The sequence below is a fragment of the Arsenophonus sp. PmNCSU2021_1 genome, from assembly GCF_036919435.1.
Taxonomy (GTDB): Bacteria; Pseudomonadota; Gammaproteobacteria; order Enterobacterales; family Enterobacteriaceae; genus Arsenophonus; species Arsenophonus nilaparvatae.
Genome location: NZ_JAZHPL010000004.1, coordinates 33,412 through 47,545 on the forward strand (window position 1 = coordinate 33,412; position 14,134 = coordinate 47,545).

A 14,134-nucleotide genomic window follows, 5' to 3' on the forward strand; every position below is an offset into this window, starting at 1 on the left:
AATAATTTATTTACATCTATATTTATATATAAACCACCAAATTAAACAATTGATTTATTTACGTTCATCTTTTTTATTAATTATATAGATAATTAACATATATTTTACTTATTTTACCAAAAATTTTATTTTAACGAAAATTAATAATTATTATAACTTAATATTTTCTCATCATAGATAAAAAACAATTTCTTTAATAAGCAACCTTAATATCAAGACCATTCTATTATTTACCTATTTAATTAGCATTCATTCTTTAATTTCAAAATTATCCAGCTAATATTAGTTTAATATCAAGATACTTAAATAATGTTTATTTATATAATAGCAAAATAGGCTATTTTGTCAACGATCACCGAAAACTGATCCACTTTTTATCTAAATACGATCAATCAAAATTGATCCACTGTTTTACTCGGTTATTGCTCCTGATCGCCGCTTATCTTTCAATCAATAGCTTTCACCGCTTAATTGCAGTACATGCGAATGATGAAGTAAACGATCAAGCATAGCGGCGGTTAATGTTGCGTCATCAGCAAAAGTACCAGGCCATTGCCCAAATGATAAGTTACTCGTCAATATGACACTACCATGCTCATAACGCTTGGCAATCACATTAAAAAATAGGGTTGCTTCCTCTCGCCCAAACGGCAAGTATCCAATCTCATCTATGATCAACAACTTCGGGGCCATCACCGAACGTGATAGATATTGTTTGAGCTTATTTTGTCGTTTGGCAGTTGAGAGTTGCAACATCAGTTCAGCCGCTGTTGTAAAGCGAGTTTTCTTCCTAGCCTGTACTGCTTTTAATCCTAATCCAATAGCTAAATGCGTTTTACCTACACCACTTGGGCCAAGCAATACGACATTTTCATTACGTTCAATAAATGTTAATGCGCTTAATTCCTGTATTTGTTGTTTAGGAACACTCGTTGCAAACTTAAAATCGAACGTATTAAGTTCTTTGTGTACTGGGAATCCTGCCATCCGACTCAAGAGATTACGAGTTCGTTCATCTCGTTGTTGTTGCTCACATTTTAATAGGGACAGTAAAAACTCTCCGTAGCTTTTGTCTTGGGCAATGCATTGTTCGGCAAGTGATGACCAATGACTGGGAACAGAATTTAATTTCAATGACTCACACAGGTGTTCAATTTGTTCATGCAATAACATGTTCACCTCCCAGCAATGCTTCATATACGCTGATTGAGTGTTGCAAATTGACAGATTCAAGGGGCGGTACGATACGAATATTAAGCGTATTAGTCTGCGGGATAGATTGGCAAACCCTTGCTGGTAAGGGAAGAAGATACTTAACTTCCTTAGCTAATCTGTCTGCTGGCTTTTCTAACGTTGTTCCATGAATCCGCTGATGGGCAACGCGTTGTAACCATGGACCCACTTTTGCGTTGGCTATCTCGATATCTAGTTCAAGATTATGAGCACGAAGGTCGGTATTTAATGGCACGATAAAACTGTTTTTTAAATAGTGGTTAAAGCGCTCTACTTTCCCTTTCGTTTTTGCCCTGTAGGGCTTGCAAGCCTTCAATTTAAAACCGTAATCTTTCGACATTTGAAGCATTTCGACATGCAATTTATGTTCACCTTCTGCATAAGCATCCCGTTCGATGATGAAGGATTTTGCGTTATCACACAATACTTCCTGTGGTACACCACCAAAATAGTCGAAAGCTTCTCTTAAACCTTGTTGCCACGATCCTGCTCGTTCATTATCAAAGAACTTTACATAACTAGCACGCGAATAGCCTAGTGTTGCAACAAACGCTTTTAGGGATTTTTTACCTCGCCGGATGCTGGTGAAGTCGATTTGCATTTGTTGACCTGGCTGTGTTTCAAAACGGACGACAGCTTCGGGAACAATGCTTGGTTTAAATTGACAAACAAATCGGCGTAACTGAGCAATACCGCCTTGATAACCTCTTTCAGCTACCTCATCAAATAACACTGTTGCAGGGATCCAATCAGGTTTAGCCAATTCAATTCGCTGAAGCAAATAAGGTTTAAAGGGTGCCAGTTTACTCGGTTGTTGACTTCTTTTAGCATAAGTTGGCATTGCCTGTTGTTGTAAATGATGTTTTACGGTGTTACGGGAAATGCCTAATTCACGGGCAATTTTTCGAAGGCTTTGTCCTTGTGTAAAGCGAACATGAATATCCACAAATATCTCCTTGGTTAACATAAATTACCCGTACAAAAATGTACGAATAATACCAAGTGGATCAGTTTTAGATGATCGTTAGTGGATCAGTTTTGCATGATCGGTGACACTATTTTGCGGTGTTAAGCCGCTAATCTAATGACAGACAGGTTAAATCAGTATAGATCTTACCCAGCAATTTAAAAACTACCATCAGTTGTATTGGTATTCAGTTGCACGGATAATATAATAATTCAGATCGATTTTAATGAATGTACTAATAGGAGTTTAAACTATGGCAGTAACTAAGCTGGTTCTAGTAAGACACGGCGAAAGCGAATGGAATAAAGAAAACCGATTCACTGGTTGGACTGATGTTGAACTTTCCGATAAGGGCCGCGAAGAAGCAACAGATGCAGGCCAGCTATTAAAAAAAGAAGGTTTTGTTTTTGATTATGCTTATACATCCGTTTTAAAACGCGCTATTCACACCTTGTGGAATATTCTAGACCAAATAGATCAACAGTGGCTAACCGTCGAAAAAAATTGGCGGCTCAATGAACGTCATTATGGTGCTCTGCAAGGTTTAGATAAAGCAGAAACTGCAGCAAAATATGGTGACGATCAAGTTAAACTATGGCGCCGTGGTTTTGAAATTACACCACCAGAATTAACCAAAGATGACCCTCGTTACCCGGGTAATGATCCTCGTTATGCAAATTTGAACCCCTCAGAGCTCCCTGTCACTGAAAGTCTCGCTACCACAATTGAACGTGTTGTCCCCTATTGGGAAGAAGTGATTAAACCAAGAGTTGCTAAAGGTGAAAAAGTCATCATTGCTGCTCACAGTAACTCATTACGAGCATTAGTCAAACATCTGGACAAAATGAGTGAAGACGAGATCCTTGAACTTAATATTCCAACCGCCGTTCCATTGGTCTATGAATTTGATGAAAATATGCAACCGATTAAGCATTACTATCTTGGTGATCAAGCTGAAATAGCCGCTAAAGCAGCCGCGGTTGCTAATCAAGGTAAAGCGAAATAATCAAATTAAACTTTATAAGTATAAGGCCACTTTGTGGCCTTATTAAGCATTAATTAGTTGCTCTTTTCACGACGTCACGAGTTTCGCACCAATAAATAAACGCTCTATCTTTAAGTTTAATCCAGCATAATATATAAATAGACAGAATCTTATAAATCAAAAGCAACTTATTGTAATTTAATAAAATTTATGTGTTTTAGTAACTTGAAGATTAATCATCGATTTTAAGCCATTTCTAGTATTTTATACGCCTGTGCGAAACTCGTGGACGTATCCGAACCGCGTCTGCTAAACGATATAATAATTTTTCACTATCTTGCCAACCAATACAAGCGTCTGTCACACTTTTAACCATACGCTAGCGGTTTATCGGTAGTTATATCTTGATTTCCCTCTAAAAGATGACTTTCAATCATCACTCCAATGATTGCTTTTTCACCTTGACGTATTTGATTAGCAACATTTTCAGCCACTTCAAGCTGCTTTTTATATTGCTTACAACAATTTGCATGACTAAAATCAATCATAATTTGGGCTGATAAGCCTGATTTTTGCAAACTCTCTTTAACGTCTTGTATATCTGATTCACTATAGTTAGGCTTTTTACCGCCGCGCAAAATAATATGGCAATCGTCATTACCGGTAGTATTTACAATTGCTGAATGCCCCCATTTGGTAACCGATAAAAAACAGTGAGCAGCATTAATTGCATCAATAGCCACTTTTATTGTTCCGTCGGTACCATTTTTAAAACCTACCGGGCAAGAAAGACCAGATGCTAATTCACGATGTACCTGAGATTCAGTAGTACGTGCACCAATTGCTCCCCAACTAGTAAGATCTGCAACATATTGCGGAGTGATCATATCAAGAAATTCACCGGCAGTTGGTAAAGCTAAATCATTAATAGTTACCAATAAATTACGTGCAATACGCAATCCTTGATTAATATCAAAACTGTTATCCATAAAAGGATCATTAATTAAACCTTTCCAGCCAACAGTAGTACGCGGTTTTTCAAAATAAACACGCATAACAATTTCTAACTCATTCTTCAATTCATCATGAATTTTTTTTTAGTTTTTGGGCATATTCAATGGCTGCTTTAGGGTCATGAATTGAACATGGGCCAATAACGACCAAAAGTCTATCATCCTTAACAGTTAGAATTTGATGTATTGATTCACGAGCTGTTTGAACTGTCAAAGCGGCTTTATCTGTTGCCGGAAATTTTTCTAATAAGGCAACTGGAGGTAATAACTCTTTAATCTGTTTAATTCTGATGTCATCATTCTTATAAGTCATCTTTTCTACTCAATATATAGCTCTTTAGCCAGTATATTCTCTAAAAAATAAAAGATGAACTCAATTTAACCTCTAGTGATAAAAGTGTAAATATGTACTCATACTTATATTATAAATATTTAATGACAATATATAATATGATATAAAAATTGTTAATATTTTTAAAATCATACTGTTACGCCAATGTAAATAACTATTAACCTGCTAAAAATATTGAACCATTTTCTTTAGCTGACCGAGCCCAAAGGCGAAAACCATTGATTGAAATACCAAGTAGCATCAAATATTCAAATGACATTGCTAAAACACCTTGTAAGTAGAAAATAACAACACTAATAACATTGATAATGATCCACAGTAACCAGCTTTCAGCATACTTTCGTGTCATTAATATCATCGCAATAATTGATAATACCATCATGGTTGAATCCCAAAAAGGGAATGCATCGGGTTCTATTTGTACAGGTTCAAGATAAAAACCTAATAAATGAGCAATGTCCCAAGTGACGTGGGCAAGAAAAATAAACACTTTATCAATGTTAAAACTTAATAGTAGCGTTAAAATAATGGCGATAAATAGAGTTACCACTACTTTAGAAAAACTCATCCAGCGGATCTTAAGACTTGCTTCATGATAAGCATCTACTCGACTCCAAGCGTACCAACCATAGGTATTCGCTGCGAAAAAGAAAATTTGTAACAACAAGCTTGCATACAATTGTATTTGAAAAAAGATAACCGCAAATAATGTAACGTTTATTAGACCAAAAAGATAATTGATAATTTTTTCCTGACTGGCAAGCCAAATACATAAAAATCCAGCTACTGTTGCCACGGCTTCAATATAAGATAAATTATAACCATTGCTGCCAAGAGCAATATGTACCATAGTATTACTAGTATTGAAAAACTCCATTCCTATTACCCTATTAACACTTATAATTCAGCTACTTAATGTTAGCAGCAAACGACAACATCCGCTCCAAAGGCTTTAATGCTCTCTCTCTTAATTCATCATTAATCGATATTTCATGTAATTCACCCTCTTTTTTTAGTCCTTGCTCTATAGTTTTTAAGCTATTCATTGCCATCCAAGGACAATGAGCACAAGTCCGGCAGGACGCACCTTCATCTGCCGTTGGTGCAATATAAAATGATTTCTCTGGGCATGCTTGCTGCATTTTATAAAAAATACTTTTATCCGTTGCCACAATTATTTGCTGATTAGGCAAGTTTTGTGCAGCTTGAATCAATTGACCGGTTGAGCCAACTGCATCCGCTAAATCAACAACCGCTGCAGGGGATTCTGGATGCGCTAATATTGCCGCATTAGGATACAACATTTTCATTTTCTGCAAGGCTTGAATTTTGAATTCATCATGTACAATGCAAGCAGCTTGCCAGCAAAGCATATCTGCCGCGGTTTTTCTTTGTACATAATTACCTAAATGACGATCCGGAGCCCAGATAATTTTTTGCCCTTGACTATCTAAATAGTCAATTAATTCAACTGCAATACTGGAAGTTACAACCCAGTCAGCTCTAGCCTTAACCGCCGCAGAAGTATTGGCATAAACAACCACCGTTCGCTCTGGGTGTTGATCACAAAATTCAGCAAAAGGCTTTGCAGGACAACCTAAGTCTAATGAGCACTCCGCTTTCAATGTAGGCATTAATATTGTCTTTTCAGGATTTAAGATCTTAGCCGTTTCACCCATAAATCTAACGCCAGCGACAATTAAAGTCGATGCAGAATGTCGTGAGCCAAAACGTGCCATTTCCAGTGAATCTGCTACACACCCACCAGTTTCTTCGGCCAGAGCTTGAACATCAGGATCGGTATAATAATGCGCGACTATAACCGCATTTCTTTTTTCCAACAATAGCTTAATAGACCGTTTACAATGTTTTTTTTCATTATCCGTCAAAGGCACTGATTTAACAGGAAATGAGTAGCTAGCTAAATTGAAATCGATAAAATTAGGCATTTTGCACTCTTATGTTTAGTATTTAATGTTTTAAATGATATTTTTTAGCAAAAAAACTATTTATTTGCTAATTTTGTTTCGCATGCTAAACAAGATAATCAATATTTAAAATTTTGTCGCTTAATTTTTACTATCAAATTGTTCTCAATAACCTATTTTTCCATTTGGTTGTAATAAAGAAGAATACTATTTTTCATCTATATTCTGTATGTACAGTAAAATAAAACAGATAACATGAAATTAGCTTTTGACAGAAATAGTCCGAATATCTTTCGATGGTGGGTCGTACAGAATAACTCGGCCTACGGCCTCGCCCTGCGGGTCGCTGTACTTCGCACAACGCTGTCTCGCTTCGCTCGAACCTACACAGCTTCTCATCCTGTACTCACAGAGCTATGTGTTATTTCTGTTTCTTTGGAAAGTAACAAGATATTGTTAGATGGTGGGTCGTACAGGATTCGAACCTGTGACCAATTGATTAAAAGTCAACTGCTCTACCGACTGAGCTAACGACCCATCTGAAGTTACCTGAGGTGATCGCGAAGTATATTACTTATTTTTGCTAAGGGTGCAATGTTTTTTTTACCGAAAGCATTTAAATGCTTATTAATCATACAATTACCCCCGAAATAGATAGCAATAAATACTTCGGGGTTATTCATTAGAGTGACGCTAATTTCTTTTCTGCCAATTTCGCGCTAGGGCTAACTAGGATATGCTTTAATCACCTGTTGATAAACAACACGTGCTTTATCATTTTGCCCTTTTTCTTGCATCAGTAACCCTACTTTATAAAGGGATTCTGCCCCTTTGGCTGAATTAGGGTAATTTTTAACAACGGTAGCAAAATAAAAAGCCGCATCATCTTTGTTTCCCTGATTATAATTTAATTGTCCAAGCCAATAATTCGCATTAGGCTGATAATTAGATTTAGGGTAAGTTTTGATAAAATGCTGAAAAGAACTAATTGCCTGCGCAATCTGCTGTTTAGATTTGCTTTTTATTGCAAGTGCAACGGCTGCATCATACTCAGCTTTTTCATTTGCTGGTTTAGCTGTAACAACAGCATTATTACTACTGTCGGTACTTGCCTTGACTTTATTTGCACCAGTCGTCAATGCATCCAACTGCGTATAGAGATCTTTTTGCCGCTCAATAACTTGACTTAATTGATATTGGTTTTCCTGAATTTGACCACGCAATGTATCAATGTCCCGCTGAGCATCCGATAACTGCTGCTGAATTTGATATAATAACTGCCCTTGAGAATTGACCGCTGTCTCAATTTGCATTAGACGATCACTTGTAGAACCTGAGCCGACATTAATGATTGGCGCTTGGGCGGTAGCGACTACTGGAGCCGCTACGCCAACCAATAACGACAGACTCAAATAAAGATGTCTGAAGTTACTGTTCATATAATACTCTTAATACACAAGTATCGCACGACGGTTTTTGGCATATGCCGATTCGTCATTACCTTGTATAGCCGGTTTTTCCTTACCATAAGATACGATAGCAATTTGCTCACCGTTTACGCCTTTACTCTGCAAATATATTTTCACAGCATTAGCACGGCGCTCACCAAGTGCAATATTATACTCTGGTGTACCCTTTTCATCGGTATGCCCTTCCACAGTAATCTTAACTGAAGGGTTACCGCGTAGGAATGTTGCATGTTTATCTAACAGCTGTGCATATTCTGGGGTAACATCATACTTATCAAAACCAAAGTAAACAATGTTGTTACTTTGCAATTCTTGCATTTGCTGACTAGCAAGTTGCTCAGCTGTCAAGCTAGCATTGCTATCCGCTACATTGTTTTCAGCACCCGTTTTGTCATTGCCCTTTTTTGAGCTACATGCTGCAACGGCTATCATAGGTAACGCTAACATTAGCCCTTTAAGCACTTTATTCAATTGCATCTTGTTCGATCCTTTAATTATTATTGCCATACTTATTATTATGCATCACAAATACAGCGACCAGGCAGGAAATTTAACCTTTCCATCAGTCGCCGGCAGACGCGCTTTGAAACGCCCATCCGTTGACACCAAGTGTAATACAGTACCTAACCCTTGTGAGGCACTATAAATTACCATAGTACCATTAGGTGCGATACTCGGCGTTTCATCTAGAAACGTATCCGTCAAATATTCAACGTTACCCGTTGCCAGATCCTGTTTAGCAATGTGCTGTTTACCATTACTCGAGTTGACCATTACCATAAATTTACCATCAGGGCTGACGCTTGGATCCTGGTTTTGGTTGCCTTCCCAAGTAATACGCTCTGGCACACCACCATTAATATTTAGTTTGTATATTTGTGGACGCCCTGCTTGATCAGAAGTATAAATCAGTGTTTGGCTGTCTGGCATCCAACTAGGTTCAGTATTGTTACTACGACCATCTGTTATTTGGCGAGTTTGACCACTGGCCAAGTCCATTACATAAAGATTTAAACTTCCGCTCTTTGACAGGGCAAAAGCAAGCTTACTTCCATCGGGGGAAAAGGTAGGAGCACCATTATGACGCGGGAAAGCAGCAATCTGGCGGACTTCGCCTGTCGCTAACGTTTGCATAACTAATGCTGAACTACCACTTTCAAAGGTTACATAAGCTAATTTTTCACCATTAGCCGACCAAGCTGGCGACATCAGCGGTTCAGGCGAGCGGTGGACAGTGAATTGATTATAACCATCATAATCTGAGACCCTTAATTCATAAGGAAACTTTCCACCATTAGTTTTAACCACGTAAGCGATACGTGTACGAAATGCACCTCGAATACCGGTTAATTTGGCAAAGACTTCATCACTAATAGTATGTGCCGCATAGCGTAGCCATTTGGCTGCCACTTTTAATTGGTTTTGCGTCAATACTGCGCCAGGAGAATTCACCACATCAACCAGTTGATAACTAATAATGTACTGACCATCAGCAGCCGGTTGTACCTGACCAACAACAACTGCATTAATACCTAATGCCGTCCAAACATTCGGTGTGACTTCCGATGCGGTAGTTGGTTGTTCAGGCATATGACTGGGATCAATAGGATTAAATTTACCGCTATTGCGTAAATCTGCAGCAACAATTTGTCCTACATCATCGGGTAAAGTACCAGTTCCAGTCCATTTAAAAGGCACAATAGCAATAGGCTGTGCAGTATTGATACCTTGGGTAATTTCGATCCGAATTTCTGCCTGAGCAGATGCCGCCCATAATATTAGAAAACCTAATAATAATTTAAATGCCTGCTTCATTTTTCTCCCTTATCACGTATTCACGTCCGTAATAATTAATTTGAATATTAACAAAGGTGAATGCACAAAACCAGATAACTGAAAAACTTTTGTTAATTTTCCTAGCCTTATGCTATTCATAACATTCATTAACTAAGGCTTGAATACTAAAGTACTTCCCTGTTCATTAAATGCATCATAAATACTACGGCTAGGCGGTTTAGGCATTGTCGCTGTTTTGGCTGCACGTATCGCTGCGTCACAGAGTGGTTGATCATTTGCTGTATTACTTTTAGCTGCAATACTAATTAACATGCCGTCAGGAGCGAGTTTTATTCTTAATTCGCATGTTTTACCACGATAAATATCAGCATCATAAAATTTGCTTTCAATTGCGGCTTTGATCTTACCTGCATAATTAGCCACATCCGAACTGGATGCCCCGCTTTTTCTATTTCCTCCTTGACCCGCTGCTGCTGCACCTCCCATTTGCTGAGTTGGTTGTTGGGCAGTTAATCCACCAAGCAGAGAGTCAACCGTAGCAGCCTGTTTAGCCGCATCTGCTTTTTTCTTAGCTGCCAGCGCCTTAGCGGCTTTTTCTTTTGCCTCTGCTTGTGCTTTAGCCCTAGCTATTTCAGCTTCTTTTTTAGCTTGAGCTTCAGCTTTCGCTTTTGCCTCTGCCTGCTCTTTTATTAGCCGTTCTTGTTCTGCTTTAGCTTTAGCCGCCGCTTCTTCAGCAATTTTCTGTTGCTCCTTGGCTTTCTGCGCCGCTTCTTCTGCTTGCTTGCGTTGCTGCTCGGCTTCTCTTGCTATTTTTATACGCTCCTCTTCAACCATTTTTAAGCGTTTTTGTTCTTTTTCCTGCTGTTTTCGGAGTTCTTCTTCTTGCTGTTGAAGACGTTTTTTTCGCTCAGTATCAGCTTGTTTGGCACTATTTTGCTGCCGTTGTAGCTGGTTATACTGTTCTATTACTACGCCGGGATCAACCATGATCGCATCAACCACTTCACCGCCTTGACCACCGCCACCAAGCTTAATAATTTCATCCAATGAACCCAAAATAATAAAACCAAATAACAAAACGTGGAATATAATAGAGAGTACCACAGAGCGACTCAATTTATTTTTTTGCTCTTTTGTCTTTCTCACAACAGATTTCCAAACAAGTAATTATGCAATTACATCAAATAGGCTGAGTCATAAAACCAACCGATTTGATGCCAGCTTGATGAAGTATATTCAGCGCTTTAATAACTTCTTCGTATGGTACATCTTTAGCGCCACCAATTAAAAAAATGGCATGCGGATTTTTTGCCAATGCGGCTTTTGTTATTGCTGCAATCTGTTCTGGCGGTAAAAGCTCTTCTCGATGACCATCAATAATGACACTGTATTGCCCTACTCCAGAGACTTCAAGAATAATCGGTGGATTATCACTACCTGACACAACTTTTGATTGAGTCGCATAGGGTAATTCCACTTTCACACTTTGTGAGATAATCGGCGCCGTTGCCATAAAAATCAATAACAATACTAACAGTACATCCAATAAAGGAACGATGTTAATTTCAGATTTCAGTTCACGCCTATGTCGAGTCCGTGCCATCTTTCTGTTCTCCGCATTTATTGCTTTTCAGAAGCAAAAGCTTGACGATGCAGGATGGCTAAAAATTCTTCCATAAAATTGTCATAACTTTGATCCAATTTATTGACCCGCTGGTTTAGTCGGTTATATGCCATCACAGCTGGAATGGCCGCAAACAAGCCGATTGCCGTTGCAATTAACGCTTCAGCAATACCCGGGGCGACCATTTGTAATGTTGCCTGTTTAACCGAGCCTAATGCAATGAAAGCATGCATAATTCCCCAAACGGTACCAAATAATCCAATATAGGGGCTTATTGATCCTACAGTACCTAAAAAGGGAATATGCGTCTCTAATGATTCTAACTCACGATTCATCGATATTCGCATAGCTCTAGAAGCACCATTCATTACCGCTTCTGGTGTATGAAGATTGGCTTGACGTAAACGAGCAAACTCTTTAAATCCAGAATAGAAAATCTGTTCTGCTCCCGTTAATGCATCACGCCGATCCTGACATCCTTTATAGAGACGCGATAGCTCAATACCAGACCAAAAACGATCCTCAAAAGCTTCCGTTTCTCGGGTTGCGGCATTTAAAATTTTGCTTCGTTGAATAATAATTGCCCAAGAAGCAATAGAGAATCCTATTAGAATCAACATGATAAGTTGAACCAAAAAACTCGCTTTTAAGAATAAATCTAAGATATTCATGTCAGTCACTACTTAAACTCCGCGACAATAGACTCAGGAAGCCTAGTTGGCTTCATTTTAAATGTATCAATTGAAACAATAACTATTTCTGCTGTGCAAATTTCTTTCCCTTGCTGATTAATTAACCGTTGAAAAAAAGCCAATGATGTAAGTTGAACATAGCTAATTATGGTTTCAACGGTCAATAAATCATCCAATTTAGCGGGGTGTAAATAGTCAATTGTCATTTTACGTACGACAAAAGCTAAATTTTCTTTTCGTAATTTCTGCTGTTCAAATCCTTTTTCTCGCAACATTTCCGTTCTCGCACGTTCAAAAAAATGCGCATAACGAGCATGATAAACTACACCTCCCGCATCAGTATCCTCATAATAAATACGGATAGGCCAGCAAAACAGCATATTTTTACTCCCCTTGCTATCAATAAATTACCCGTCACTATACTTAAGTGAATCATCTATTGGAATGATTTATAAATAAAGTTACAAAAAAATAGTGAAATATAAACTTATCTTATGAAATGAAACTAATACGAAAGAAATAAAATAGTCCACAAGCTAGGATCAAAACAGCAGGTAAAGGATGAAAAAGATAACGCCAAAACGCATTTTTAGGTAAAAACCCAATACCAAAAATTATCCCACTACATGTTGCCAAAATAAGCAATAACCCCTGCCATATAGCAAGAGAACTGGTATTTGAGGCAAATAAGGTTGGATCCCAGATCACACAAAAAGCCATGGCAAATGCCATAAAGAGAATAAGGATCCGAAACGGACCCTTATGCATTGATGAGTAGATTTTATCTACCATTATCATTCACCAGTATGTTTAGCTTTGTTAGCAGCATTAGCCTCAACCTGTTCGATAGCCAGAGCTGCAATGACAGCGAAACTACAGGCAAGAAGCGTTCCTAAAATCCAAGCAAAATACCACATACCATTCGCTCCTTAATATAATGAATGTTTGTTATTTTCAATATGCGCTTTGTCAATTCGACCAAACATTTTGTAATAACACCAGGTAGTATACGCCAATATAATTGGCACAAAAATGATGGCAACAACTGTCATCACTTGCAATGTAAATAAGCTCGACGTGGCATCCCAAATCGTCAAACTGGCATTAGGCTGTATATTTGAAGGCATAATGAATGGGAACATACTAATACCGAAAGTTAAAATAATACAAGCAATTGTCAGTGATGAAAATAAAAATGCCCATCCTGCTTTATCAAGCTTGGTGAATAGGATAGTCAGTATTGGAAAAAATAAGCCAAGTGCCGGTAATGACCATAGGCCTGGATTATTATTAAAATTAACCAACCATACCCCTGCTTCTTTTGCTACTTCTTTGTGTAACGGATTAGAAACAGCGTAGGTATCGATTGTACTTTTAATCGCATAACCATCAATTCCATATATCAACCAAAAACCAGCTCCAGCAAAAGTAATTAATGTGAAAAAGGCGGTGATATAAGTGATATTACGTGAACGTAGATGTAATTCACCTAGCGTGCGCATTTGGAGATAAGTCGCGCCTTGGGTGATTATCATCATAATAGAAATAATGCCTGCTAATAAGCCATAAGGATTGAGTAAACCAAAGAAAGTCCCGGTATAATTCAAATACAATAGGTCATTAACTGTAAAAGGAACGCCCTGTAGCAAATTACCAAAAGCAACACCAATGATCAACGGAGGAACAAAGCTACCAATAAATATGCCACGATCCCACATATTGCGCCATTTGGAATTTTCAAGCTTAGAACGATAATCAAAACCTACCGGTCTGAAAAATAGTGCAGCCAAGACTAATATCATGGCAACATAAAAACCTGAGAATGCCGCAGCGTAAAACATCGGCCAAGCCGCAAATAGTGCACCACCAGCAGTTACTAACCAAACCTGATTACCATCCCAATGAGGTGCGATTGAATTGATCATGATCCGACGCTCAGTATCAGTTTTTCCCATAAATGGCAATAAGATACCAACACCCATATCAAAACCATCGGTCACGGCAAAACCGATCAGCAACACACCAATCAGTAGCCACCATATAAATCTTAGAACTTCATAATCAAACATGAATG

Annotated in this window: 14 protein-coding genes, 1 tRNA gene, 1 other RNA gene and 2 pseudogenes; 1 reads left to right on the forward strand and 17 read right to left on the reverse strand. The window is 38.1% G+C overall.

Annotated features, from left to right (window positions below; genetic code table 11):
* Positions 1 to 450 precede the first annotated feature (450 nt).
* Together istB and istA are read right to left on the reverse strand one after the other, a co-directional pair.
* Positions 451 to 1,173: an IS21-like element helper ATPase IstB gene (istB, locus tag V3224_RS04495; RefSeq protein ID WP_334468828.1), complete on the reverse strand. Its 723-nt coding sequence runs from the start codon at positions 1,171 to 1,173 to the stop codon at positions 451 to 453.
* A complete protein-coding gene (gene istA / locus V3224_RS04500) occupies positions 1,160 to 2,200 on the reverse strand; it encodes an IS21 family transposase (protein ID WP_334468830.1) in 1,041 nt (346 codons plus the stop codon). Before istA ends, istB begins: the two co-directional genes overlap by 14 nt.
* A gap of 253 nt (positions 2,201 to 2,453) precedes the next feature.
* Here istA and gpmA point away from each other — a divergent pair, with 253 nt between their 5' ends.
* Positions 2,454 to 3,206, forward strand: coding sequence for a 2,3-diphosphoglycerate-dependent phosphoglycerate mutase (gene gpmA, locus V3224_RS04505; RefSeq protein ID WP_334468832.1), 753 nt, complete (start codon positions 2,454 to 2,456; stop codon positions 3,204 to 3,206).
* A 235-nt stretch (positions 3,207 to 3,441) separates the two neighbouring features.
* On the opposite strand, the pseudogene aroG reads toward gpmA, so the two are convergent.
* From aroG to cydB, 15 genes and pseudogenes are all read right to left on the reverse strand, one after another.
* Positions 3,442 to 4,511: pseudogene (aroG, locus tag V3224_RS04510) on the reverse strand (3-deoxy-7-phosphoheptulonate synthase AroG).
* Positions 4,512 to 4,707: 196 nt separating this feature from the next.
* A complete protein-coding gene (pnuC, locus tag V3224_RS04515; RefSeq protein ID WP_032116279.1) occupies positions 4,708 to 5,427 on the reverse strand; it encodes a nicotinamide riboside transporter PnuC in 720 nt (239 codons plus the stop codon).
* Between the two features lie 31 nt (positions 5,428 to 5,458).
* A complete protein-coding gene (gene nadA / locus V3224_RS04520; RefSeq protein WP_334468835.1) occupies positions 5,459 to 6,499 on the reverse strand; it encodes a quinolinate synthase NadA in 1,041 nt (346 codons plus the stop codon).
* Positions 6,500 to 6,775: 276 nt separating this feature from the next.
* A non-coding RNA gene (locus tag V3224_RS04525) (RtT sRNA) lies at positions 6,776 to 6,898 on the reverse strand.
* 41 nt (positions 6,899 to 6,939) lie between these two features.
* A tRNA-Lys gene (locus V3224_RS04530) sits at positions 6,940 to 7,015 on the reverse strand.
* A gap of 145 nt (positions 7,016 to 7,160) precedes the next feature.
* A pseudogene (gene ybgF, locus V3224_RS04535) lies at positions 7,161 to 7,917 on the reverse strand (tol-pal system protein YbgF).
* 9 nt (positions 7,918 to 7,926) lie between these two features.
* Positions 7,927 to 8,424, reverse strand: coding sequence for a peptidoglycan-associated lipoprotein Pal (pal, locus tag V3224_RS04540; RefSeq protein ID WP_334468837.1), 498 nt, complete (start codon positions 8,422 to 8,424; stop codon positions 7,927 to 7,929).
* A 45-nt stretch (positions 8,425 to 8,469) separates the two neighbouring features.
* Entirely contained in the window at positions 8,470 to 9,762 is a 1,293-nt protein-coding gene (gene tolB, locus V3224_RS04545; protein ID WP_334468839.1) for a Tol-Pal system beta propeller repeat protein TolB, read from the reverse strand.
* A 132-nt stretch (positions 9,763 to 9,894) separates the two neighbouring features.
* Positions 9,895 to 10,890, reverse strand: a complete 996-nt coding sequence (gene tolA, locus V3224_RS04550) for a cell envelope integrity protein TolA (protein WP_334468840.1) — start codon at positions 10,888 to 10,890, stop codon at positions 9,895 to 9,897.
* Between the two features lie 34 nt (positions 10,891 to 10,924).
* Positions 10,925 to 11,347 carry a colicin uptake protein TolR gene (gene tolR, locus V3224_RS04555; protein ID WP_334468842.1) on the reverse strand — a complete coding sequence of 141 codons (423 nt, stop codon included), beginning with the start codon at positions 11,345 to 11,347 and terminating at the stop codon, positions 10,925 to 10,927.
* A 17-nt stretch (positions 11,348 to 11,364) separates the two neighbouring features.
* Positions 11,365 to 12,048 (reverse strand): Tol-Pal system protein TolQ, encoded by a 684-nt coding sequence (gene tolQ / locus V3224_RS04560; RefSeq protein WP_334468844.1) that lies wholly within the window; start codon positions 12,046 to 12,048, stop codon positions 11,365 to 11,367.
* Positions 12,048 to 12,440 (reverse strand): tol-pal system-associated acyl-CoA thioesterase, encoded by a 393-nt coding sequence (ybgC, locus tag V3224_RS04565; protein WP_334468846.1) that lies wholly within the window; start codon positions 12,438 to 12,440, stop codon positions 12,048 to 12,050. The genes tolQ and ybgC overlap by 1 nt, the downstream gene beginning before the upstream one ends.
* Before the next feature lie 112 nt (positions 12,441 to 12,552).
* The gene (ybgE, locus tag V3224_RS04570) at positions 12,553 to 12,852 is read right to left on the reverse strand and encodes a cyd operon protein YbgE (RefSeq protein WP_334468848.1); all 300 of its coding nucleotides are present in this window, start codon (positions 12,850 to 12,852) and stop codon (positions 12,553 to 12,555) included.
* A 2-nt stretch (positions 12,853 to 12,854) separates the two neighbouring features.
* Positions 12,855 to 12,977: a cytochrome bd-I oxidase subunit CydX gene (gene cydX, locus V3224_RS04575; protein WP_063657031.1), complete on the reverse strand. Its 123-nt coding sequence runs from the start codon at positions 12,975 to 12,977 to the stop codon at positions 12,855 to 12,857.
* A gap of 12 nt (positions 12,978 to 12,989) precedes the next feature.
* Complete coding sequence (gene cydB / locus V3224_RS04580) at positions 12,990 to 14,129, reverse strand: cytochrome d ubiquinol oxidase subunit II (protein WP_334468852.1); 1,140 nt, start codon at positions 14,127 to 14,129, stop codon at positions 12,990 to 12,992.
* Positions 14,130 to 14,134: the final 5 nt, after the last annotated feature.

What these genes read in the sequence shown, in the direction of transcription:
- nadA (WP_334468835.1), bottom strand. Translation starts at nt 6,499, where the DNA reads ATGCCTAATTTTATCGATTTCAATTTAGCTAGCTACTCATTTCCTGTT.
- gpmA (WP_334468832.1), top strand. Translation starts at nt 2,454, where the DNA reads ATGGCAGTAACTAAGCTGGTTCTAGTAAGACACGGCGAAAGCGAATGG.
- istA (WP_334468830.1), bottom strand. Translation starts at nt 2,200, where the DNA reads ATGTTAACCAAGGAGATATTTGTGGATATTCATGTTCGCTTTACACAA.
- ybgC (WP_334468846.1), bottom strand. Translation starts at nt 12,440, where the DNA reads ATGCTGTTTTGCTGGCCTATCCGTATTTATTATGAGGATACTGATGCG.
- cydX (WP_063657031.1), bottom strand. Translation starts at nt 12,977, where the DNA reads ATGTGGTATTTTGCTTGGATTTTAGGAACGCTTCTTGCCTGTAGTTTC.
- tolR (WP_334468842.1), bottom strand. Translation starts at nt 11,347, where the DNA reads ATGGCACGGACTCGACATAGGCGTGAACTGAAATCTGAAATTAACATC.
- pnuC (WP_032116279.1), bottom strand. Translation starts at nt 5,427, where the DNA reads ATGGAGTTTTTCAATACTAGTAATACTATGGTACATATTGCTCTTGGC.
- tolB (WP_334468839.1), bottom strand. Translation starts at nt 9,762, where the DNA reads ATGAAGCAGGCATTTAAATTATTATTAGGTTTTCTAATATTATGGGCG.
- pal (WP_334468837.1), bottom strand. Translation starts at nt 8,424, where the DNA reads ATGCAATTGAATAAAGTGCTTAAAGGGCTAATGTTAGCGTTACCTATG.
- ybgE (WP_334468848.1), bottom strand. Translation starts at nt 12,852, where the DNA reads ATGGTAGATAAAATCTACTCATCAATGCATAAGGGTCCGTTTCGGATC.
- istB (WP_334468828.1), bottom strand. Translation starts at nt 1,173, where the DNA reads ATGTTATTGCATGAACAAATTGAACACCTGTGTGAGTCATTGAAATTA.
- cydB (WP_334468852.1), bottom strand. Translation starts at nt 14,129, where the DNA reads ATGTTTGATTATGAAGTTCTAAGATTTATATGGTGGCTACTGATTGGT.